The sequence below is a fragment of the Chryseobacterium sp. MYb7 genome (assembly GCF_002979455.1).
In the GTDB taxonomy this organism is placed as follows: Bacteria; Bacteroidota; Bacteroidia; order Flavobacteriales; family Weeksellaceae; genus Chryseobacterium.
Map to the genome: position 1 here is coordinate 127,653 of NZ_PCOU01000003.1, position 21,888 is coordinate 149,540.

General features: G+C 35.0%; 20 protein-coding genes. 6 read left to right on the forward strand and 14 right to left on the reverse strand.

All coding sequences use genetic code 11. The features are described from left to right. Window positions 1–3: 3 nt before the first annotated feature. The 11 genes from CQ046_RS04055 to CQ046_RS04110 all read right to left on the reverse strand — a co-directional run bounded on the left by CQ046_RS04055 (window position 4) and on the right by CQ046_RS04110 (window position 13,493). Entirely contained in the window at window positions 4–822 is an 819-nt protein-coding gene (locus tag CQ046_RS04055) for a polysaccharide biosynthesis/export family protein (RefSeq protein ID WP_105701042.1), read from the reverse strand. A gap of 36 nt (window positions 823–858) precedes the next feature. Next, window positions 859–2,787 (reverse strand): polysaccharide biosynthesis protein, encoded by a 1,929-nt coding sequence (locus CQ046_RS04060; protein ID WP_105701043.1) that lies wholly within the window; start codon window positions 2,785–2,787, stop codon window positions 859–861. Window positions 2,788–3,142: 355 nt separating this feature from the next. Continuing rightward, entirely contained in the window at window positions 3,143–3,601 is a 459-nt protein-coding gene (locus CQ046_RS04065; RefSeq protein WP_105701044.1) for a regulatory protein RecX, read from the reverse strand. A gap of 57 nt (window positions 3,602–3,658) precedes the next feature. Beyond that, window positions 3,659–4,924: a serine hydroxymethyltransferase gene (glyA, locus tag CQ046_RS04070; protein ID WP_105701045.1), complete on the reverse strand. Its 1,266-nt coding sequence runs from the start codon at window positions 4,922–4,924 to the stop codon at window positions 3,659–3,661. 127 nt (window positions 4,925–5,051) lie between these two features. Then, window positions 5,052–5,957, reverse strand: coding sequence for an NAD(P)/FAD-dependent oxidoreductase (locus tag CQ046_RS04075; RefSeq protein ID WP_105701046.1), 906 nt, complete (start codon window positions 5,955–5,957; stop codon window positions 5,052–5,054). Between the two features lie 169 nt (window positions 5,958–6,126). Further along, window positions 6,127–7,662 (reverse strand): glycosyltransferase family 39 protein, encoded by a 1,536-nt coding sequence (locus CQ046_RS04080; protein WP_105701047.1) that lies wholly within the window; start codon window positions 7,660–7,662, stop codon window positions 6,127–6,129. A gap of 732 nt (window positions 7,663–8,394) precedes the next feature. Continuing rightward, window positions 8,395–9,606: an efflux RND transporter periplasmic adaptor subunit gene (locus CQ046_RS04090; protein ID WP_185126143.1), complete on the reverse strand. Its 1,212-nt coding sequence runs from the start codon at window positions 9,604–9,606 to the stop codon at window positions 8,395–8,397. A 48-nt stretch (window positions 9,607–9,654) separates the two neighbouring features. Next, complete coding sequence (locus CQ046_RS04095; protein WP_105701050.1) at window positions 9,655–10,926, reverse strand: ABC transporter permease; 1,272 nt, start codon at window positions 10,924–10,926, stop codon at window positions 9,655–9,657. A 61-nt stretch (window positions 10,927–10,987) separates the two neighbouring features. Next, entirely contained in the window at window positions 10,988–12,217 is a 1,230-nt protein-coding gene (locus CQ046_RS04100; protein ID WP_105701051.1) for an ABC transporter permease, read from the reverse strand. 131 nt (window positions 12,218–12,348) lie between these two features. Further along, window positions 12,349–12,705 (reverse strand): four helix bundle protein, encoded by a 357-nt coding sequence (locus CQ046_RS04105; protein ID WP_105701052.1) that lies wholly within the window; start codon window positions 12,703–12,705, stop codon window positions 12,349–12,351. Between the two features lie 98 nt (window positions 12,706–12,803). Further along, complete coding sequence (locus tag CQ046_RS04110; RefSeq protein WP_105701053.1) at window positions 12,804–13,493, reverse strand: ABC transporter ATP-binding protein; 690 nt, start codon at window positions 13,491–13,493, stop codon at window positions 12,804–12,806. 424 nt (window positions 13,494–13,917) lie between these two features. Here CQ046_RS04110 and CQ046_RS04115 point away from each other — a divergent pair, with 424 nt between their 5' ends. The 5 genes from CQ046_RS04115 (at window position 13,918) to CQ046_RS04135 (ending at window position 18,419) form a co-directional block, all read left to right on the forward strand. After that, window positions 13,918–14,892 carry a ribonucleotide-diphosphate reductase subunit beta gene (locus tag CQ046_RS04115; RefSeq protein WP_047378790.1) on the forward strand — a complete coding sequence of 325 codons (975 nt, stop codon included), beginning with the start codon at window positions 13,918–13,920 and terminating at the stop codon, window positions 14,890–14,892. Window positions 14,893–15,001: 109 nt separating this feature from the next. Then, complete coding sequence (locus tag CQ046_RS04120; RefSeq protein WP_105701054.1) at window positions 15,002–15,292, forward strand: hypothetical protein; 291 nt, start codon at window positions 15,002–15,004, stop codon at window positions 15,290–15,292. A gap of 55 nt (window positions 15,293–15,347) precedes the next feature. Continuing rightward, entirely contained in the window at window positions 15,348–17,006 is a 1,659-nt protein-coding gene (locus CQ046_RS04125; protein ID WP_105701055.1) for a ribonucleoside-diphosphate reductase subunit alpha, read from the forward strand. A gap of 163 nt (window positions 17,007–17,169) precedes the next feature. Further along, complete coding sequence (locus CQ046_RS04130; RefSeq protein WP_105701136.1) at window positions 17,170–18,060, forward strand: DUF72 domain-containing protein; 891 nt, start codon at window positions 17,170–17,172, stop codon at window positions 18,058–18,060. A gap of 128 nt (window positions 18,061–18,188) precedes the next feature. After that, window positions 18,189–18,419: a hypothetical protein gene (locus CQ046_RS04135; protein WP_105701056.1), complete on the forward strand. Its 231-nt coding sequence runs from the start codon at window positions 18,189–18,191 to the stop codon at window positions 18,417–18,419. Window positions 18,420–18,462: 43 nt separating this feature from the next. On the opposite strand, the gene CQ046_RS04140 is transcribed toward CQ046_RS04135, so the two are convergent. Next, window positions 18,463–19,056, reverse strand: a complete 594-nt coding sequence (locus tag CQ046_RS04140; protein ID WP_105701057.1) for a hypothetical protein — start codon at window positions 19,054–19,056, stop codon at window positions 18,463–18,465. Between the two features lie 69 nt (window positions 19,057–19,125). On the opposite strand from CQ046_RS04140, the gene CQ046_RS04145 reads away from it, so the two are divergent. Further along, on the forward strand, window positions 19,126–20,370 hold the full coding sequence (locus CQ046_RS04145) for a PorT family protein (RefSeq protein WP_105701058.1): 1,245 nt from the start codon (window positions 19,126–19,128) through the stop codon (window positions 20,368–20,370). On the opposite strand, the gene CQ046_RS04150 is transcribed toward CQ046_RS04145, so the two are convergent. Together CQ046_RS04150 and CQ046_RS04155 are read right to left on the reverse strand one after the other, a co-directional pair. Continuing rightward, the gene (locus CQ046_RS04150; protein WP_105701059.1) at window positions 20,367–21,011 is read right to left on the reverse strand and encodes an HD domain-containing protein; all 645 of its coding nucleotides are present in this window, start codon (window positions 21,009–21,011) and stop codon (window positions 20,367–20,369) included. The genes CQ046_RS04145 and CQ046_RS04150 overlap by 4 nt on opposite strands. After that, a complete protein-coding gene (locus CQ046_RS04155) occupies window positions 21,008–21,853 on the reverse strand; it encodes an alpha/beta fold hydrolase (protein ID WP_105701060.1) in 846 nt (281 codons plus the stop codon). The genes CQ046_RS04150 and CQ046_RS04155 overlap by 4 nt, the downstream gene beginning before the upstream one ends. Between the last annotated feature and the right edge of the window lie 35 nt (window positions 21,854–21,888).

Genomic DNA, 21,888 nt, shown 5'->3' on the forward strand with positions numbered 1-21,888 from the left:
AATTTATTTCTTGAATAGACTTATTACTACCGCGATTGCTGTAATACCAATTGAAATTGCCGTAAGGTAAATACCTGTATTTGGATTTTGCTTGGCTGCAATATTTCTTGCTTTATTAGATGATACAACAATTGCATCCCCTTGTTTCAAATTATAATAAGGTGAATTGATAAGATTCGCATCTTGCAAGTTTATTTTTCCATGAGTCACCTTACCATTTTCTGATCTTATAATTAATATATCATCTCTTTTTCCATACATTGTAAGATCACCTGCTAATCCAAGAGCGTTTAAAATAGTGGCCTGCCCGTTGGATATAGTATAATCTCCTTGTCTGTTTACTTCTCCAAGTACTGTAACCTTAAAGTTAGCAAGCCTTACATTTACCGTTGGATTTATAATATATCTCGTTAGTTTTTCACGAATCTCGTTTTTAAAATCAGCCAGTGACTTATTGGTTGTATTTATCTGACCTAAAACAGGAAAATCAATATTTCCGTTGGCATCTACAATATAGGTAGGCCCAGAAATACTTGTAGCACCCTGTGACGGATTATTGCCTCCAGCAGTACCATTAGGCTGTATCACTTCTGATGAGGAATAATTTTGATTGAACGGCTTTACCACATCCATATCTTTTGCGGTAATCAGAATAATAAGCTGATCACCTGTCTGTATTGTATTTCCAGAATTTTTCATAGAAGCCTCTATAGCCACCTGCTCTATATTCTGCATATAATTTAAATCATTTTGTGCATTCTTATTCGTCTTACAAGAAACTAATAAAATACCTAATGATATCGCTAATATTTTCCCTTTCATATTTTAAAATTGTACAAATATACACTTATATTCCTCTTATTTATCTAAAGCTTCAAATATAGAATTATTGCTTTTAAATTCAGGAACTATAGTTTTAAGGATTCTTACTACCTCTACTTTATCCCTTCTTAAGGATGCCTTTGTAATTTGTTTTGTAAGAGTATCTATCTCTTCAAATCCCATAGAAGGATCTCTAGATATCATAATTTTCTCATTGTGAGTAGGTAGTGTTTTCGCATCATCACTTAGCAACTCTTCATATAGTTTTTCTCCCGGTCTTAATCCTGTATAAATGATCTTAATATCCAGATTGGGTTCAAATCCTGATAACTTTATCATTCTTCTTGCCAGGTCGAGAATTTTAACAGGTTCTCCCATATCAAAAACAAAAATTTCCCCACCTTCTCCCATCGTTCCTGCTTGTAGAACCAATTCACAAGCTTCAGGAATTGTCATGAAATATCTCACAATATCCGGATGTGTAATGGTTACCGGACCTCCTGCTGCAATCTGTTTTTTAAAATGAGGAATTACTGACCCGTTAGATCCCAATACGTTTCCAAATCTTGTTGTAATAAATTTTGTCACATTGCCATCCACATTCTGCAGCGACTGTACAAAAAGCTCAGCGGCACGCTTTGAAGCTCCCATTACGTTGGTAGGATTTACAGCTTTATCTGTAGATACCATAACGAATCTGTTTACTTTATATTTACTGGATAACTTTGCAACAATCTTAGAACCTAATATATTAACAAAAATAGCTTCGTGAGGATTTTCTTCTACCAATGGTACATGCTTATAAGCAGCAGCATGATAAACCATTGAGAAGTTATACATCTGGAATAGAGATTCCATCCTGTGTTGGTTAGAAACATCTCCTAAAACAAACTTGAAAGCAATGTGAGGATATTTTTCTCTCATTTCAAGTTCAATTTCGTACAATGGCGTTTCTGCCTGATCCAATATCACGATCAAAGAAGGATTAAAGTTAGCAACCTGTCTTACAATTTCACTTCCTATAGACCCTGCTCCACCAGTTACCAGTACTGTTTTCTCAAAATGTCTACTTTTTACTTTTTCGTTTTGAATTTTAATAGGCTTTCTATTCAATAAATCCTCAATCTGAAGATTTCTAATAGATCCCCCTAAATCACTATCTCTCAATTTTTGTACAGATGGAGCTTTGAAAACATTAAGATCTTTTTCCAAAAATAGATTAACCCAGGCATTCATCTCCTCTCTGGCCATCATTTCTTTAACAATAAGGACTCCATCAATAATAAGATCTTCTTTTGAGTTTTCTTCTATTTTCTGTTTTTCGTAAATGGGTTTTCCTAATAGTGATGCTCTTTTAGAATCTGTCCTTTGTGTCAGAAACCCTACTACCTGATAAGGCAGGCTTGGATTATCCAGAATGGCGCGGGCAATGGCAATAGATTGCTCATCAATTCCCAATACTAAAATTCTTTTTTTCAGAGCGCTTCTTCTGTATTCTCTTACGATATGGAAAAATTCTTTCACATATAATCTAAAGAGAAACAGCCCCATAAAGGAAATCACAAAATACAGGATCAGATAAGGTGTAAGTATAAATTTACCCCCGGTACTCCAGAAATAAAATATATTTATAGTTCCGATAGCCAGCATGGTGCAAAAGCACGATATCAAAAGCTTAAATAGGTCTATGAATGTTGAATGGCGGATAATCCCTGCATAGGTCTTAAAAACATACATAAAAGCGGTATTTATCAAAATGATAAAAACGAAAATCACGCTTTTATCTTCATGATAGATAAATTCCTGCTTGGTAATTTTTTCGATAATGTAAGTAGAAAGAAATAAAGATATAACCAGAATAATAATGTCTATTACAAGAATTATCCATCTAGGAAGATATCTTACGTCTGAGAGATTGACAACATTATCCCCTCCAAATATTGTTTTCCTAAGAGAATTGTACATTGTCTTTATTGGTGTTCATATTTAATTATAGTCTAATATCTAATCATCCAATCAAAGATAATTCCGATACAATCATGCAAAAATAAATAAATTTATTTCAATATGTTGAAATCGAAAATAAATTTGATGTTACATTTATGAAATCTATTGATTCCATTAAAATACAGCTAAACTCACAGACAAAAACCATACCATAAAAACTCTTATAAAAGTGATATTTATCTGTAAAATTATCTTACTCTAGCTGCTTTATATTTAAAATAATTATTAAATATCTATATATCAATCTTTTTCAATGAACTTTTTGTTTTATCTGAATAAATCACGGTCTAGTTTTTTTTAATTCGTTAAAATTTTAGTCAAAAATATCAATTATTTTCTCATATTCAAAACCTTTGCTCATTAAATATTTTATTGTCTTGGTTTTTTTTTGATATTCTTTCAAGCCGGTTTGCTTGGAATAATAATCTTCAAAAATCTTTCTGATAGTTTTTTCATAATCAGACTCATATATCTCATCGAAACAAGAATTGATCAGTCTCTCAGAAATCTGTTTTTGCTTCAGATTCATTTTTATTTTAGTTCTGCCCCAATGTTTGATATAGAATTTACCTCTGATATAGCTTCTTGTAAACCTCTCTTCATTCAGATAATTTTCTTTCAGCAGATATAAAATGATTTCTTCCTTTGCTTCATCAATAAGCAAAAACTCTCTCATCTTCTGTTCTACTTCTGCATGACAGCGATCCTGGTAAACACAGTAATTGACCAGCTTTTGTTTGATTTCCTCGAAAGTATATGATTTTTTGTCCATTTGAATAAAAAAAGAATGAGCAGTCTGCCCATTCTTTATATGATATTGGAATGCCTGTTAGTAATTGAACAAAGCTTTTCCTTCCATTAATTCGTTCACTTTCTTTCTTACTGATGAAAGAACTTCTTCATTTTTGATATTATCCACTACTTCAGAAATCAATCCTGCGATAGTATCCATATCATTTTCTTTCAATCCTCTTGTTGTAATAGCAGCAGTTCCTAATCTGATACCAGATGTAGTAAATGGAGATTTATCATCGAAAGGAACCATGTTTTTGTTACAAGTAATATCAGCAAGCACTAATGCTTTTTCTGTTTCCTTACCATTTACACCTTTGTTTCTAAGGTCAACCAGCATTAAATGATTGTCTGTACCACCACTTACGATATCAAATCCTCTGTCGATCATCGCTTTTGATAATGCCTGAGCATTCGCTTTAACCTGTTTTGCATAGGTTTCGAACTGAACATCTAAAGCTTCACCGAAAGCTACCGCTTTACCAGCAATCACATGCTCAAGCGGTCCTCCCTGAATACCAGGGAATACAGCTCCGTCTAATACCTGGCTCATCATTTTGATTTCTCCTTTTGGAGTTTTGTGGCCATATGTATTTTCGAAATCTTTACCCATCATGATCATTCCTCCTCTTGGCCCTCTAAGGGTTTTGTGAGTAGTGGTAGTTACTACATGGCAGTGTTCGAATGGTGAGTTTAATAATCCTTTTGCTACTAAACCAGCCGGGTGAGCAATATCTGCCCAAAGCGTTGCACCAACTTCGTCTGCAACCTCTCTGAATTTAGCATAATCTAAATCTCTTGAATAGGCTGAGAAACCTGCAATAAGCATTTTTGGTTTTTCTCTCAATGCTACTTCTCTCATTTGATCGTAATCAATAAGACCTGTTTCCTGCTGAACTCCGTAAGAAACTACGTTATACTGAATACCAGAAAAATTAACTGCAGAACCGTGAGTAAGGTGTCCTCCCATGGAAAGATCCATACCCATGATTTTGTCACCTGGTTTCAAAACTGCAAGATAAATGGCAGCGTTCGCCTGAGAACCGGAATGTGGCTGAACATTCACGTAATCTACTCCGAAAAGTTCTTTTGCTCTGTTGATAGCTAATGTTTCAACCTCGTCTACTACTTCACATCCTCCGTAATATCTTTTTCCGGGATATCCTTCAGCATATTTGTTTGTCAGTACACTTCCCATTGCTTTCATCACGTTTTCAGAAACGAAATTTTCTGATGCGATAAGCTCTAATCCATGGGTTTGTCTTTGTCTTTCCTTTTCAATCAGGTCGAAAATAATATCCATTTTACTTTTAGTTTTTGAAATTTTCACCCCAAATGTACGGAATTTTCGTCGAGATTTCTCTATTGAAAAAATGATTTTTAAACACTAAAAAATGAAAATACACCTGTTTTATTTCTCCGGAAAGTCTTTAAAATTCTTCATCCGTAAGTTCTTTATTCACCACGGCACCTGCAAAATTACCCTGTGCTATTGCATTGGCTACGGAACGCATCATGGTTACATTGTCTCCACAGGCAAAAAGTCCGGGAATATTTGTTTTCTGCATCATGTCTACTTTAATAAATCCCTGTTCCGTCAGTTCACATCCCAAATCTTCCGATACGTTTACATTCTGTTCAAAAGGAATTTTAGCATACAAAGCCTGCAAAGAAATTTCCTGTCCGTTTTTGAAAACCAGTTTTTGAATAGTGCCGTTTTCATGTTTTATTGCTTCAATTTCATCTTCGTTAAGCATGATTTTATTCTGATTCAGTTTTTCAATCTGTTCTTTTGAAAGTGCAGCCTTTCCATTGGTAAACAAAGTAAGGTTTTTGGTCAGATTAAAGATCAGTTTTGAAAACTCGTAAGCCATATCTCCATTGGAAAGAATTCCGGTAATTTCATTTTTCACTTCATAGCCATGGCAGTACGGACAATGTATCACAGAAATCCCCCAGCACTCTGCAAATCCAGGAATATCTGGCATGAGGTCTTTTACTCCCGAGGCAAGAATCAGTTTTTTAGTATTGAATTTTTCATTGGATGAAGTTTCAACCTCAAAACCTTCGGTGGTCTTTTTTGTTTTCACAATTGTTCCGTTGTAAAAATGGACTGTCTTATATTTTTCAACATCTCTTTTTGCAAGTTGTGCAATTTCTGCTGGTGTTTTCCCATCGTGGGTAACGAAATTATGGGAATGAGGAGTCTGCCTGTTACTGGGTTTTCCGTTGTCAATAATCAGGATACTTCTTAAAGATCTTCCTAAAGACATTCCTGCTGATAAACCTGAATAGCTTCCTCCTATTATGATGGCATCAAAGTTTTTGTTTTCCATAGTTCAATTGATAGTTGATAGTTGATAGTTGATAGTTGATAGTTGATAGTTGATAGTTGATAGTTGATAGTTGATAGTGCAAAGTTACCATAAAATCAATTAACGCAATAAAGTTGCAATAATATTTATCTATTAACTTTATCTTGTCAACAAATCATCATTTTCATCTTTATTGAACACTACTACACTCATTTTTAACTTCGATAATTTCGTCATGAATTCTTTTATTGACATCTATTTTCGCTCCCTGTAAGCTGAAAATTGCAGTTCCTCTTTCTCTTGCGTAGAGATTGGTAATAGAATCATATAATTTTGCAACCTCAAAAAAAGAACCGGATTCTTCAAGTTCTTTTCCTGCTTCAGGGGCATCTTTGACCCTGATTACATTTTTATATTTTTTACTTAAATCGATCCAATTAATATAGTCTGCATGAAATGACATTGCTGTAACCCCTGCCTTTGAATAGTAATTTATAGCGCCAGTCTGCCCGTAGTTGTCACACAATACCATAGTATTTCCAGACTTTGACAATCGGGAATATTCTTTATCTACTTTTTGAGCCAATTCTTTCCAACCCTGCATATCGGCAAAGTCCTGTGGCAAGGGATGATCTTCCCCATCTTCCCAGCGAAGCAGTCCGAATTTTTTGTATTCGTCCTGATGGGATTCTATATATTGAGGACTTTTATTCGGAAAGGCTACATTATACAAAGGAAGAAATAAAAGCATAGGAATGAGTATACTGACCGGTTTCAAAAACCTTTTCCATCCTTTTTCAAATACGTGACTGAGAAAAACAGAACCAAAAGCAATATAAACCGGATACAAACCTATCGCATAATAGTCTTTTGCTTTAAAAAACAAAAACAGGGTAATTGTTATGATATAACTCCAGAAGAAAAACCGGAATTTCTCAAAAGGATTATAGAGTAATAAAGCTCCCCATCCTGCAATAATTACGAAGATAACGCCTATGAAAAACAGAATCTGAGATTTCATAAAATCAATGCGGTCTACATGTACAAGCTGTTTTTCGGAAAGCTCTTTCATATGATGAATTACCGGAAACTGATTCTCATACTGCCAGAGAAGATTAGGGGAAATAATGATTAATGCTAAAAGTGCTGCCCAATACACATGAGACTGCATAAAAATCTTCCTTTGTTCTGTTAATAATAATGCTGGGATAAGTCCTAATAACGAAAAAACAATATTGTATTTATTTAATACTCCTATTCCGAAAATGATGGCTCCTATATAGATCCATTTCACTTGTTGGGAATTAAAATATTTAATCAGGCTATAATAAAGGAACAGCCACAGCAAAATTTCTAAAGATGTTGGCTGAAACAGCATATTTACCCGAAGAAGTACTGAAAATAATATTCCTAATGAAGCCAGGATTTTAGCAACCAGACTTCCTTTGAGTTCTTCAACCACCTTCCATGTCAATGCTATGGTTAAAGCTCCGAACAGGGCTGGAAAAAATTTAACCCAAAATATAGAATTTCCCAACATTTTGATTATCCAGGCCAGCCAGGAATTAAAGGGAGGAACAGAGAGATATCCCCACGCCAGATGATTGGCCTGATCAAGATGTAAATATTCATCTCTGTGCAATTCATACTCAGGACTTATCAATGAGTATTGGAGTACAAACTTTGTAATAATAAAAAGAAACAGAATCCAATAGTCTTTTTTCATGGAGGTATAGTTTGGAATTTAAAATTAAGACATTTTAAATTTACTTTTTGTTACACCTTTTCAAAGTTATTATCAGAAATTTCGGATTTTATCTTTTGAATTTTCTCTGACCAATAATTAATTTTCTCATTTTTATCAAGAAACTCTTCAATCGGCTTATTTTGACAGGAAATCAACGATTCCTGGTAAGACTGCAATATGTTTTTTAAATACATTTCGTAGTCTTTAGGATTTTTAGGAATATATCCTATTCCATCACAGCCACAGCTATGAAAACATTTTCCTGTTTTAAAAAGACCTTCTATAATTTTCCATTCTTTGACCGCTGTTTTTTTAGGGGCCTTGAAATCCAGCCATCATACTGGCGCACTCAGGACATTTTATCGCTCTGTTTTCAATCTCTGAAACAATTTTCTGTAACTCTTTTGTCTCTGTTTTTGTAAAAACGTATCCTATTTTACAAATTGACTTTCCATCCGGTTCATGATATATTTTCTCTTTTTCGATCCGACGTAAAATATCAGCACTATCAGGTTGTTTAAATGATTTTCGGCATTTAAAACAAACATAATGTGATTTATAAGTTTTCACAGCGTACCTGCACATTTTTCATGGATTTATATGATTCAAATATAGGAATTTAGTCTTTCAAAAGGTTTTAATACAAAAAAAGAATCCCGGAGAAAAAAATTCCTCCAGGATTCACAGTTTAAAAGTGTATAGTGTAGTTTATTATTTTTGCTTAGATTTCTCTTTCAGCTCTTCTTTATCTTTATCGGATGGATTCCATACTTTAATTTCAGTATCTTTAGTAATATTTGATCCTGGAAGAATCTGAACGTTGATACCGTCACTTGCTCCCAGTTTCACGTATACTTTTTTGAATTTACCGTCTTTTTGTTTTACTTCTACGAAAGGTACGTCTTTTCCTTGTTTCTTTTCATATTGAACTAAAGATTCATCCAATAATAATGCATTTTTCTGAGAACTCAAAACAATTTCACCATTGGCAGAAAAACCTGCTCTAATATACTCATTATTAGGATTGGTTACATTCCCTTCTACCGGAAATTTAATAGTTCCTGCATTATCCTTTCCTTTAGGGGCAATCATGGTTAGTTTTCCAGGGAACGTTTTATTTTGTAATGCACCGATTACGATATTCATATCCATACCTTCACTTAGCTTTCCGGCTTGAGCTTCATCAATTTCACCTTTAAAGATCAGAACATTTAAATCTGCTACTGAACAAATTGTTGTTCCCGCGTTAAAGTTATTGGCTTCAATCACCTGGCTTCCTGCTTTTACAGGAACTTCCAGTACGGTACCTGAAGCTTTGGAACGGATTTCTGTGGTAGCTAAGCCCTGTCCTTTAAGTTCAGGAGTTGCCCCTGTTTTAGCGATCTGAAGTCTTTTTTGAGCGGTATTTAATTGCTGCTGAGCATTTTTCAAAGTCTGTTGCTGAGAAAACAATTGCTGCTGAGAGTTCAGGTACTCTTGTTTAGAAGCAACTCCCTGTTTGTAGAGTCTCTCCTGCATTTCAAATTGCTTCTGCATATTTCCTACATTCATCTGAGCATTGCTGATCTGGATCTGCGCATTCTGAACTTCCTGCTGAGAAGCATTTACTTCAGAAATACTTGGAACAATCTTTACGGTAGCAATCAGCTGCCCCACCTCTACTTTATCTCCTTCTTTTACTAAGATTTTTTCTATAATCCCCGCAATATTGGGTTTGATTTCAATTTCTTCTTTTGGAACAATTTTCCCCGTAGCCATTACTTTATCATCCATATTCTGAATAGTAGGCTTACGGGTAAGAAAAGCCTCGCTTTCTTTGGAATTAGATTTGATAAAATAGCCAAGCCCTGAGAACAATGCCACTGCAAATAAAAGCCCCAACACAATATAAATGGCTTTTTTCCAGGTGAATTTCTTTTTCATATGTATAGTTTATTTTTTATTAAATAGATTGAATGATGTGAAAATTAATTATTCTGTTCTTAATGCTTCAATAGGTCTGATCTTTACGGCTCTCTGCGCAGGGATCATCCCGATTACCAACCCTAAAATTACCATTACAGCCATCGCTGCAAATACGTTTCCATAGTTGACTGTCGGGTTATAAAAAGGAAATGAATCCTGTCCCTGGGTGGCTGCATTCAGAATCATCAATACAAAAATTCCAAACATAAAACCTAATAATCCCGAGGAGAGTGTGATCACAACACTTTCCAGTAAAATCTGATTTCTTACTTCTGCCGGTTTTGCTCCTAACGCTCTTCTAATCCCGATTTCTTTGGTTCTTTCTTTTACTGTAATCAGGAGAATATTCGAAATAGCAATAACTCCCGCAAGAATCGTCAGTGTACCCACGATAATGGTTAGCAACTGCATTCCCGTAAGGAAACCTGTCAGTTTTTTAAACTCTTTTCCAAGATTGAAACTTCCAAACGCATTGGTATCTTCAGGTGAAACTTTATTTTTTGTTTTCAAAACCTGTTTTACGTCTTCTTCTACAGAGTTTACATTGGCATTTGGTTTACTTACGATAGCAAACATGTCAATCTGTTCTCCTGCATTATACATTTTCGTATACGTAGAAAGTGGGATGAAAGCTGTTTGATCATTTTCGAATCCACCTCCTTTTTTCATACGGAAAACTCCAATTACATTAAAGAATAGTCCTTTAATATTGATCGATTTTCCTATTGGATTTTCTTTTTTCTTGCCATCAAAGAAGTTTTTATAAATCTCTTCTCCGATAACTACTACATTTTTATTTCCTGAAACATCGGCATCATTGATATAGCGTCCGAAGATCAGCTTCTTTTCTGAAATTTTATTTCCTACAGAGTAATCTCCGGTAAGCGAATAGGTTCCGTTCTTCCCGTTTCTTGACATGGCTTCTCCCGGTGTTCCCGTAAAGCTTCCTCTTGCATTTTGTGGCGATATATAATCTATGGCTGTCACTTTTCTTTTCAGCATTTCCATATCGTTCAGCTTCAGGTGAACTTCCCTTCCTTTAGGAAATCCTTCATAAGGAATTGACGTTTTCTGTGCCCACAGAAAGATTGAATTGGTGGCAAAACCGGAAAATAATTTATCAAAACCATTTTCCATTCCTTTTGCAGCTCCAAGAAGGCTTACATACAAAAACATCCCCCATCCTACTCCAATCATGGTAAGAAACGTTCGGAGTTTATTATTCCTCAATGAATAATAAATTTCCTGCCAAGTGTCTTTTTTAAATATGATATTCACCTTGTTGAATTATAAGTTATAAATTATGAATTCCATTAATTCGTTTGTCTTTTTTCACAAATTACTCTGTTCTCAATGCTTCGATCGGTTTAATTCTTGAAGCTCTGTATGCAGGTACAAAACCTGCAATTAGTCCTGAAAAAATCAAAGCAATGAACGCCATAATAATAGAACCCCATCCTACGCTTGGGCTTTTAATAAAAAACTCTTCAAGACTGTTCCCAATAAGGCTTAATGTCAAAACGCCTATTCCTACTCCAATAAGTCCGGATACTACTGTAATGACAACACTTTCCTGAACAATCAGCCCTACAATTCCGCTTGGCTTTGCTCCAATAGCTTTTCGTACTCCAATCTCTTTGGTTCTTTCTTTTACAATATACACCATTATGTTACTAATCCCGATAATTCCCGCAAGCAATGTACCCATACCAATAAACCCGACAATCGCTGTAAGCACTGCCATAAACTCAAATGTGTCATTCATGTTTTGGGCATTATTCCAGACACGAACCCCATTTTCATCATCAGGAGAAACACTTTTTCTCGCTTTGAATTTATCTTTAAGCTCATCACCATACTTAATGGCCTGATCCGGAGTCAGTTTATCATTGTATGTAATATAGGCTATATTTACTGTATCCGAGCCTTTTTTCATTTGTTGCAAGGTCGTAATAGGCACAGTAATATGTCTTTCGTCCCAGTCTCCACCATCATCAGAAAATACTCCTACCACTTTAAACATGGTTCCATTAATGTCCAGTTCTTTTCCTACAGGACTTCCATTTTTAATCAAATCTCTCTGTACCATTCTTCCGATCACTGCCACATTTTGTTTTCCTTCCAGATCTCGGGGCGTAATATACCTGCCGTCAATCATTTTTCTGTTTTCAATGACCTGCTCTCCCGGCTCCGCTCCATGTACCTGATATATTCCGCTCTCTTTTCCATACTTCACCATTAAACTGGCATTATATCTGGGACTTGAAGCACCTACATTCTTCTTTTCAGCATTAATAAGGAAATCATAGTCATTGTTATTCATAGTAACCGTTCGGTCTGACTGTAATCCTTTATAAGCCAATGTTGTTTTTCCTGTACTGATGGTGATCAGGTTTTTGGCATCTCCTGAAAATCCTTCGGAAAATGCATTCTGAAGTCCTTTCCCAATTCCGAAAAGTACAATGAAAATAAACAGTCCCAAAGCTACCGTAAACCCTGAAAGTACTGTCCGAAGTACATTACTACGGATAGAACTGAATATTTCCTGCCAACGATCTAGGTCAAACATAGTTTTTATTTTTTTACATTGTAAAAAAGTCAATTAGCTTCGCTTTCAATTTTCTTCGAAGTCAATTAACTTTATTGTCAATTTATTCTTCATCAGTCTTTAATTACGAAGCAAAATTCATTTTCACATTTCTAATCTTTTTTCAACATTTTACTTAACAAGATAAATGCTGTTTTTATTAAATTTCCAATTTTTGTTAATTCCTCTATTTTAATATAATTACATTCGATAACGATATCAAAACAAGAATCCAACTCAATAACCGAACCTCTGGCAATTTCAAAATACCTTTTCCTTTCCAGTTCAGATTTTCTTGAACACCCTTCGGTAATATTTAATAACACTGAAGTAGAAGCTCTCCGTATCTGGTCGATTATATTAAATTTTTCATGATCAGGAATTTTAGATAAAATCTTATAACATTCTATTCTTAATTCTCTGACTGACTGATAAACATCAAGTTTATAATGGTTCAGATTTAAAAACATTTTTATTTTTTTTCATATTCATTTGTGTGTGTTATTAATTATTTTCCCTCTTCATTATCAATTCACTTGCGAAGCAAAATTGACTGTTCACCATTCACCTATAATACAATCTGCTTAATAAACTCATCACTTTCAATAATCCCGTCCTTCAGTATTACATTTCTTTTGGTTTGTGCAGCAACATCAGGTTCGTGGGTTACAACAATGATTGTTTTTCCCTCATTATTAATATCCTGAAGCAGTTTCATAATATCATGAGTGGTTTTGGAGTCCAATGCTCCGGTAGGCTCATCTGCCAGTACCACTTTTGGATTGGTAATCAAAGCTCTTGCAATAGCTACTCTCTGCTTCTGTCCTCCGGAAAGCTCACTAGGAAGGTGATTGGCCCATTGTACAAGTCCTACTTTCTCCAGATATTCCATAGCTTTCAGATTTCGTTCTTTTCTCGGTACATTCTGATAGTACAGAGGAAGAGCTACATTTTCCAAAGCTGTTTTATAATTGATAAGGTTAAAAGACTGAAAAATAAATCCTAAAAATCTACTTCTGTATTCTGCAGCTTTTATTTCAGATAAATGTTCAATAGGAACACCATCCAATTCATAGGTTCCTGAATCTTTTTCATCCAGAATCCCAATAATATTAAGAAGCGTAGATTTTCCGGAACCGGAACTTCCCATAATAGAAACAAACTCCCCTTCAGAAATATTCAGATTAATTCCTTTGAGAACATGAAGCTTGCTTTTCCCTGTATCGTATGACTTATTTAAATCCTGAATTACTAACATTAAGTGATGTATGTTTTATACCCAATAAGTAGATGATATTTTCAAATTGTTACAAGAATAAAAATTTATTCAAATATTTTTTTGTTTAACGGTTTAAACCTTTATTAATAGTACTTTATAAAATTCTGTTTAACTGTAACTACGGTTTTCCATCTATTTACCCCTTAGATAGCGGTCTAGCCTATTATTCGAGCCAGTTTCATGTAAATGTGGAAAACTTTTCAGGCTAAAAGTCAACCGATTAGTATTTACCTCTTTCAAAATCAGTTCTTTTTTTCGAACTTTGCTATTAGTTCTTTACAAGAAATATGAATTTACGGAAGTGAATAACTTTATTTAGCAACTCACAGATAAACAAAAAGTTAAGTATTTCAGGAACGTTATCCACAGGGATCTAAATTATTTAATTATAAAGATATTTAATATGGGAATTTTTGATAAAAGAGTAAGTTATAAGCCATTTGAATACCCGGAGGTTCTTCAATTTGTAGAGGCAATCAACAAATCGTTCTGGGTACATTCCGAAGTGGACTTTACTGCAGATGTTCAGGATTTTCATTCGCAGTTGGAACCACATGAAAAGCATGCTGTGAAAAATGCGCTGTTAGCCATTGCACAGATCGAGGTGTCTGTAAAGACATTCTGGGGGAATTTATACAACCACCTACCAAAGCCGGAATTCAATGGATTAGGATCTACTTTTGCAGAATGCGAGTTTCGTCATTCTGAAGCATATTCCCGTTTATTAGAGGTATTAGGATATAACGACGAATTCCTTAACGTGATCGAAATTCCTGCGGTAAAAGGGAGAATTGAGTTCTTAGGAAATGCTTTAAAACATGCTAATTCTGCAACCCCTAAAGAGTATGTTTCTGCTTTACTGTTATTCAGTATTTTAGTAGAAAATGTTTCTCTTTTCTCGCAGTTTGCCATCATCCTTTCTTTCACAAGATTCAAAGGGTTTATGAAAAATGTTTCCAATATCATCGCATGGACTTCCGTAGATGAACAAATTCACGCCAATGCAGGAATCTACCTGATCAACAAAATCCGTGAAGAACAGCCTGACTTATTAACAGACAGCGATATTGAAGATATCTACACGTTAGTGGATGAATCTATCGCAAGAGAAGGTGATATCCTTAGCTGGATCTTTGAACTAGGAGAAATCGACAATGTTTCTAAAGAAGATTTATTAAACTTCATGAAATACCGTGTAGATGACAGCTTGAAGAAAATCAACATGAAAACAAGATACAACATCACTCCGGAACAATATAAACCAATGGTATGGTTCGAAGAGGAAGTTTTCGCCAATTCATTAGATGATTTCTTTGCAAAAAGACCTGTAGATTACACGAAGCACGATAAAAGTATTACAGCAAACGATTTGTTCTAATACGGAGGCGCGAGCGAAGCGAGCGTCAAAGCAGTCAGTATCGGGATTAATCCTTTTCTGATTCATAAGTGGAATTGCTGTTCATTAATAAAGCACAAATACAAAAGAAATGATCAATGTAATAGTAAGCTATACGGTAAACCCCGAATTTGTTCCAAACAATAAAACCAATATCCAAAAGTTTCTGGAAGATTTTAAAAATTTAGATGCTTCCTCTTTTGAATACAAAGTTTTTGTAAAGGAAGACGGCGTTACTTTTGTACATTATTCAAACTACGCTAATGAAGAAGTTCAGCATGAAGTTTTGAATATTCCGTCTTTTAAAGAATTTCAGAGATTAAGAGACGAAAGCGGGTTGAACGGTTCCCACAAAGTAGAAATTTTACAATCAATAATATAAAAAAACAAAATTCCGGAGTGATTCTCTCATTCCGGAATTCGAAAATATAACATCTATGGAAGAGCAAAATTCAAATATATGGTGGCTCAATGAAGAGTCTGAGCAAATGCTGAACAGAGGATATCTGTTGAAAGGTGAAACGGTAGACGGAGCTATCGACAGAATTACCACTGCCGCTGCAAAAAGGTTGTACAAACCTGAACTTCAACCGGCATTCAAAGAAATGATCACAAAAGGATGGATCAGTTTCTCTTCTCCTGTATGGGCTAACATGGGAACAGAAAGAGGTCTTCCTATCTCGTGTTTCAACGCTCACATTCCGGACAGTATTGAAGGGATTACTCACAAAATGGGAGAAGTCATCATGCAGACTAAAATCGGAGGGGGTACTTCAGGATATTTTGGAGAATTAAGAAACAGAGGAACCGCTGTAACGGATAACGGAAAATCTTCAGGAGCAGTTTCATTCATGAAGCTTTTTGATACGGCTATGGATGTTGTTTCACAAGGAGGCGTAAGAAGAGGAGCTTTTGCTGCTTACTTAGATATTGACCACGGAGATATTGAAGAATTTTTATCCATTAAAGATATCGGTAGCCCGATTCAAAACCTGTTTACCGGAGTGTGTGTACCAGATTACTGGATGCAGGACATGATTGACGGTGATATGGAAAAACGTAAGGTTTGGGCAAGAGTATTGGAAAGCCGCCAGCAAAAAGGTCTTCCGTATATTTTCTTTACAGATAACGTGAACAGAAACAAACCTCAGGTTTATAAAGATTTAGGAATGACGGTAAATGCGAGTAACCTTTGTTCTGAAATCATGCTTCCTTCTACAATGGAAGAGTCTTTCATCTGCTGTCTGTCTTCTATGAACCTTGAATTATACGATGAGTGGAAAGATACAGATGCTGTAAAATTAGCAGTATACTTCCTTGATGCTGTATTATCAGAGTTTATTGACAAAACTGATGGTAACTATTACCTACAGGGAGCAAGAAACTTCGCGATGCGTCACAGAGCTCTTGGATTAGGAGTTTTAGGTTACCATTCTTATTTACAGAAAAATATGATTCCGTTTGAAAGCTTTGAGGCAACTCAGTTCAACGCAAGAGCATTCAGACATATCAAAGAACAGGCTGAGCAGGCTTCAAGAGAGCTTGCCAACATCTATGGAGAACCGGAAGTATTGAAAGGATACGGGTTAAGAAATACCACTACAATGGCTATTGCTCCTACGACTTCAAGTTCAGCAATTTTAGGACAGACTTCTCCTGGAATTGAGCCTTTCTCTTCTAACTATTATAAAGCAGGTCTTGCGAAAGGAAACTTTATGCGTAAGAATAAATACCTTGCAAAACTATTGAAAGAAAAAGGACTGGATAACGAAGAAACATGGAGAACAATCATGCTCAACCATGGATCCGTACAGCACCTGAATGAGCTTACTCCTGAAGAAAAAGCAGTATTCAAAACGTTCAAAGAAATCTCTCCAATGGAGATTATCTCTCAGGCTGCACAAAGACAGCAATACATTGATCAGGCACAATCTCTGAATCTTCAGATTCCTTCTACAATGCCTGTAAAAGATGTCAACTACCTTTATATTGAAGCTTGGAAAAAAGGAGTAAAAACACTTTACTACCAAAGAAGTTCATCGGTTTCAAAAGAAATGATGGTTAACTTCGTATCGTGTTCAAGCTGCGAGGCATAGGATCAAGTAATAAACACGCTATATTTTGCAAAAGCATACCGAGAGGTGTGCTTTTGTCGTTTTCAATGCTGATTCTGTCTAATTATTTTCCGTAGGAATCATAGAATGCTCTGATATTTTTGGTTTATATTTGTGTTTATTGTTTAATACCAAAACTACAGATATGAAATTCGGACAAGTAGAAGACCCTTCAAAAATAGATTTCACATTACCTAAAGACCATCCTAAAACCAAAGAAATGCTGGCTCTTAATAAAAAAGGACTGGAAAATATTTCTATCGGATGTGCCAAATGGAATAAGACCGACCTTAAAGGATTTTATCCTAAAGGAACTAAGGATGAACTGACGTACTATGCCACTCAGTTTAATTCTATCGAACTGAATGCTACTTTCTACGGAATGCCTACTCCTGATCAGGTAACCACCTGGAAAGAAAAGACTCCGGCAGATTTTAAATTCTTTCCAAAGATCACCAATACTGTTTCCCATTTCAGAAGACTGATTGATGTGACAGATCCTGTGACCCAATTTGCATCTTCCGTTATCAATTTTGATGAGAAACTAGGAATGGCTTTCCTTCAGCTTCATGATAATTTTAAGCCTAAGGATTATGACAGACTGGAAAAATTTGTAAAAGAATGGCCAAAAGAAGTACCATTAGCTATAGAACTCAGAAATACAGAATGGTTTACCAATGAGGAAATTCTGAATACAACCTGTGACCTTTTTGAAGCTCATAACATCACCAATATTATTGTAGATACTGCAGGAAGAAGAGATATGCTCCATATGCGTCTTACCACTCCCAATGCATTTATCCGGTATGTGGGTGCCAATGCAGAAAGTGATTATGAAAGACTGGATGACTGGTTGAAGCATCTTACTCAATGGAAGAAAAATGGTCTTCAGAATCTTTACTTTTTCGTACATCAGAATATTGAAAAGGCCTCTCCATTATTATCAGCTTATTTCATCAAGAAAGTAAATGAGGAATGGAAAACTGATATTCATATTCCTCAAATGGCTACAGAGAGTACAGGAACACTTTTTTAATAAGATCAATTCAAATAGAATAATTTCGATATACTTTTAACCAGCAATTCAATCCTTTTCATCACAAAAACTCGTATATTAGAGTATAATGTTTTTCGGAAATCATTATACTTTAAAAAACATAAATCATGGAAAAGGAAATTTGTACAATCAGTGTTGCCAATAACTGGCTTGGTGATGAATATATTTTTTATGACAACAACACCATAAAAAGAGTATATGACAGCCACAGTCTGAATTCCGATAAAACGGAATGGATTACCCCTCAAAGTATTAATAAACATACTAAGGATAAACTCATACGAGCATGTCCTGAAGAATGTAAAGAACAGGTCATGCAGATTCTGGATTATCCTTAAAAACAAAAAATGGGGAATGAGCAGTAAAGTCTCATTCCTTTTTTTATTTATTTTTTCGAAGAAGCAGTACCAGATTGAGAAACAGAAGAAGAAAATCCAGTGTAATCCAGATGCCCAGCTTTGTATTCTCATAATTATAGGCATCTACCTGTTTTTTGGCAGTCTCAGAAAGTTTCATACTTTGGTTAATGTAGTTTTGAACTTCTACAATCTGATCAATATTTTTATTGGGCACAGAATGTTGAGAAAAGTATACAAGATTTTTCTTTCCCAGATACCCTGCAATCCAATATTCATCAGACTTATCCATTTTCAGATATTCTATTCTGTAATATTCCGGACGTATTTTCCCAATATGTTTTGGTTCAAGGGTAGTATTTTTATCTGTTTTATTGACATTAATAAGGTAAAAGTCTAATGCCTGAGGTAGTTTATTGACAACCTGCAGTCCAACAGAATTATCTACAAATGCCACCGCACTTTTCTTGATAAACCAGTATGTAAAAACAGAAATTGAAAAGACCAGTGTTACAATACGAAACAGTTTTGCCCACTTCGCCATACTTCCTGATGTAACCTTAAACAGGACCAAACAAAGAACAGAAGCAAGGAATATTATAAAAATAATGAGTGTCATATTTTACAAAGATACTTCTTCTCTCTATTTTATCTATATTTGCGCCCAAATTTTTAATCCTAATTAACCATGAAAAAAACATTCTCGGTACTACTTTCCTTCTGTATAGTGCTTATTTGCGCTCAGGTAAAATTCGAAAAAGGGTACATCATCAATGGCAATGATGTAAAAAAAGAGGTACTCATCAAAAATCAGGGATGGGTAAGTACTCCTGAAAATTTCATTTACAAAACAGATGAAACTTCAGCAGAAAACACCGGTACTCCCATTTCAATTAAAGAATTTGGAATTTATAATGAGGTAAAGTTTATCAGCTACAATGGTGATATTGATTATTCATCTGATCATCTTGATGACCTTTCCAACAATAAAGACCCTGAATTTAAAAAAGGAATCGTTTTCTTAAAAGAAGTTGTGAAAGGAAATAAAAACCTGTATTTCTATCAGAAACAAAATTTTGAAAGATATTTTTATTCGGATTCAGATTCGTCTATCCAGCCATTGATCTACAAAAAATATTATTTCAACGGCAGCAGTTCACAGATTGCAACCAATGATGATTATATCAATCAACTGAAAACAATTTTTTCAGGCGATACCAATGCACAGGCTCTGGCAGCAAAAACAAAATATACAACCAGCGATTTAAAAAAGATCTTCAGCGTATACAACAGTAAATTTTCCGGAGCAGTCTCAGATGGTGAGCAATCATTCACAGAAACGAAAAAGAAAGCAAAATTTAACCTAAGCGTAAGACCGGGAGCTAATTTCTACTCTCCGTTAAAAATAGAGCAAACATACCGCAATGAAGGGTTCTCTTCTAAAACAGGGGTAAGAATAGGTGTAGAGGCGGAAATTGTATTACCATTCAACAAAAACAAATGGTCATTAGTACTGGAACCTACCTACTCTCTTTACAACAATAAATCAACGATTAAAACAAGCGATAATTTATATAGTATGCATCTGGAGAATTATGCATTCTTCAGTCTTCCGCTTAGCTTAAGACATTATATGTATATCAATGATGATTCAAAAATATTTATCAATGCCGGAATTAATATCCTTTCGTTTAAAACCAGCTCATCTGAGAGCATTGATTTAGATTATGATGGGACGGTTTTTGACAAACTGCAATTATCTCCGTCCCAAAATTTTAAAAGTGTTGTATTGGGTGTAGGCTTCAACTACAAGAATAAATACAGCATCGAAGCAAGATATAATACAAATACTAATTTACTGGATGAAAAAAGAAATTCTGCGACTGCAGATCTTAAATATGTATCCTTAATTCTTGGATATAATATTTTCTAATCTACATTCCATTCTTTATAAAACTGGTCGAGGAAATTCAGCATATAATGGTGTCTTTCTTCGGCCATTTTTTTTCCTTTTGGAGTATTCATCATATCTTTCAGAAGCAATAGTTTTTCGTAGAAATGATTAATGGTAGTTCCATCAGATTTTTTATACTCTTCTTTAGACATTCCCAGTTTGGGTTTTATATCAGGGTGATACATCAGGTTATTCTTAAAACCTCCAAAGTTGAATGTTCTGGCAATTCCAATAGCTCCAATGGCATCAATACGGTCGGCATCCTGCACAATTTGCAGTTCAATAGGCGGATTTACTGGCGCCTGATCTCTGTTTTTGAACGAAATATTTTCGATCACAAATAAAACCTTCTGAATGATTTCTTCAGAAACATTCTGTTCTTCAAGAAATGTTCTGGATATTTTGGGAGCAATGGTTTCATCACCATTATGAAATTTGGGATCTGCAATATCATGAAGAAGAGCAGACAGCTCTACTACTTCTTTGTCACAATCTTCTGTTTCTGCTATCTGGGCAGCAAGTTTCCAGACTCTTTCAATATGAAACCAGTCATGTCCTGCTTCTGCTCCTTCTAATTTTTCTTTTACAAATGCTACTGTGTTGTCAATCGTACTTTTCATTTATCTATCAGTTCATTTAAAATAATATCCCAAAGTTTGCTGTTGTAACTCCTGAAAAAATTAATATGCCCGATTTCTTTTTTATCGGACTCTGAAACTGTCACTAGTCTGTAAGTTGGTTTTAGATTAGGATAGGTATTATTTAATAAGCTTAATACTCCTCTTTCTGTCAGCCAGATATCATCTTCAGCCCGAATTACAAATACTTTCTGCGTCAAATTTTCAGAGAAATTCTCAATTTTTTCCAACAGCCTGTTGGTTGATTTCTTGTTTAAAATTAAGGTTCTCCAGTCATATGCGCAATTTTTTGGAAGACTTTCTCCCAGTCCAAACCAATGTGCAGGAAAATATCCTAACAATGAAGTTGTTAATGGCTGGGCAATTCCAAAGCCTAAATAAGCTTCCACTTTTGTCATTCCTTTAAGGTTTCCAACGAAGGCATTTTGTGTTCCTACAAAGACAAATTCTTCAAACATTTCAGAATCCTGATTCATTCCCAGGATTAATGCTCCTACAGAATGACCCAGGCAGTACTTTTTGTGTTCTTTAAAATCTTTTTTGATATATTGAGTTAAAGCTTTATAGTCTTTTGAGCCCCATACCCTCATTGAGCCATGGAATCCTCTCATATTTTTTGGCTTGGAAAGTCCTATTCCTCTGTAGTCATAAGTAATTACGGTGAAACCCTGTTCAGCGAAATAGCTGGCAAAGGAAAAATACACCTGTTGTTTTACTCCTGTTGCAGAGTTGATCAGCAGTAGTTTCCCATTATCTTTTTCCGGTTTAAAGAGATGGACAGCCAGCGGAGTATGATCTTCTGTGGTTAATATTAGTTTTTCCATAGTATAAAAAGAAAAAATCCACTATAAAAGTGGAC

Bases quoted from the DNA above. Each gene is read 5' to 3' on its own strand.
- CQ046_RS04055 (WP_105701042.1), bottom strand. From the start codon at position 822: ATGAAAGGGAAAATATTAGCGATATCATTAGGTATTTTATTAGTTTCT.
- CQ046_RS04060 (WP_105701043.1), bottom strand. From the start codon at position 2,787: ATGTACAATTCTCTTAGGAAAACAATATTTGGAGGGGATAATGTTGTC.
- CQ046_RS04065 (WP_105701044.1), bottom strand. From the start codon at position 3,601: ATGGACAAAAAATCATATACTTTCGAGGAAATCAAACAAAAGCTGGTC.
- glyA (WP_105701045.1), bottom strand. From the start codon at position 4,924: ATGGATATTATTTTCGACCTGATTGAAAAGGAAAGACAAAGACAAACC.
- CQ046_RS04075 (WP_105701046.1), bottom strand. From the start codon at position 5,957: ATGGAAAACAAAAACTTTGATGCCATCATAATAGGAGGAAGCTATTCA.
- CQ046_RS04080 (WP_105701047.1), bottom strand. From the start codon at position 7,662: ATGAAAAAAGACTATTGGATTCTGTTTCTTTTTATTATTACAAAGTTT.
- CQ046_RS04090 (WP_185126143.1), bottom strand. From the start codon at position 9,606: ATGAAAAAGAAATTCACCTGGAAAAAAGCCATTTATATTGTGTTGGGG.
- CQ046_RS04100 (WP_105701051.1), bottom strand. From the start codon at position 12,217: ATGTTTGACCTAGATCGTTGGCAGGAAATATTCAGTTCTATCCGTAGT.
- CQ046_RS04105 (WP_105701052.1), bottom strand. From the start codon at position 12,705: ATGTTTTTAAATCTGAACCATTATAAACTTGATGTTTATCAGTCAGTC.
- CQ046_RS04110 (WP_105701053.1), bottom strand. From the start codon at position 13,493: ATGTTAGTAATTCAGGATTTAAATAAGTCATACGATACAGGGAAAAGC.
- CQ046_RS04115 (WP_047378790.1), top strand. From the start codon at position 13,918: ATGGGAATTTTTGATAAAAGAGTAAGTTATAAGCCATTTGAATACCCG.
- CQ046_RS04120 (WP_105701054.1), top strand. From the start codon at position 15,002: ATGATCAATGTAATAGTAAGCTATACGGTAAACCCCGAATTTGTTCCA.
- CQ046_RS04125 (WP_105701055.1), top strand. From the start codon at position 15,348: ATGGAAGAGCAAAATTCAAATATATGGTGGCTCAATGAAGAGTCTGAG.
- CQ046_RS04130 (WP_105701136.1), top strand. From the start codon at position 17,170: ATGAAATTCGGACAAGTAGAAGACCCTTCAAAAATAGATTTCACATTA.
- CQ046_RS04135 (WP_105701056.1), top strand. From the start codon at position 18,189: ATGGAAAAGGAAATTTGTACAATCAGTGTTGCCAATAACTGGCTTGGT.
- CQ046_RS04140 (WP_105701057.1), bottom strand. From the start codon at position 19,056: ATGACACTCATTATTTTTATAATATTCCTTGCTTCTGTTCTTTGTTTG.
- CQ046_RS04145 (WP_105701058.1), top strand. From the start codon at position 19,126: ATGAAAAAAACATTCTCGGTACTACTTTCCTTCTGTATAGTGCTTATT.
- CQ046_RS04150 (WP_105701059.1), bottom strand. From the start codon at position 21,011: ATGAAAAGTACGATTGACAACACAGTAGCATTTGTAAAAGAAAAATTA.
- CQ046_RS04155 (WP_105701060.1), bottom strand. From the start codon at position 21,853: ATGGAAAAACTAATATTAACCACAGAAGATCATACTCCGCTGGCTGTC.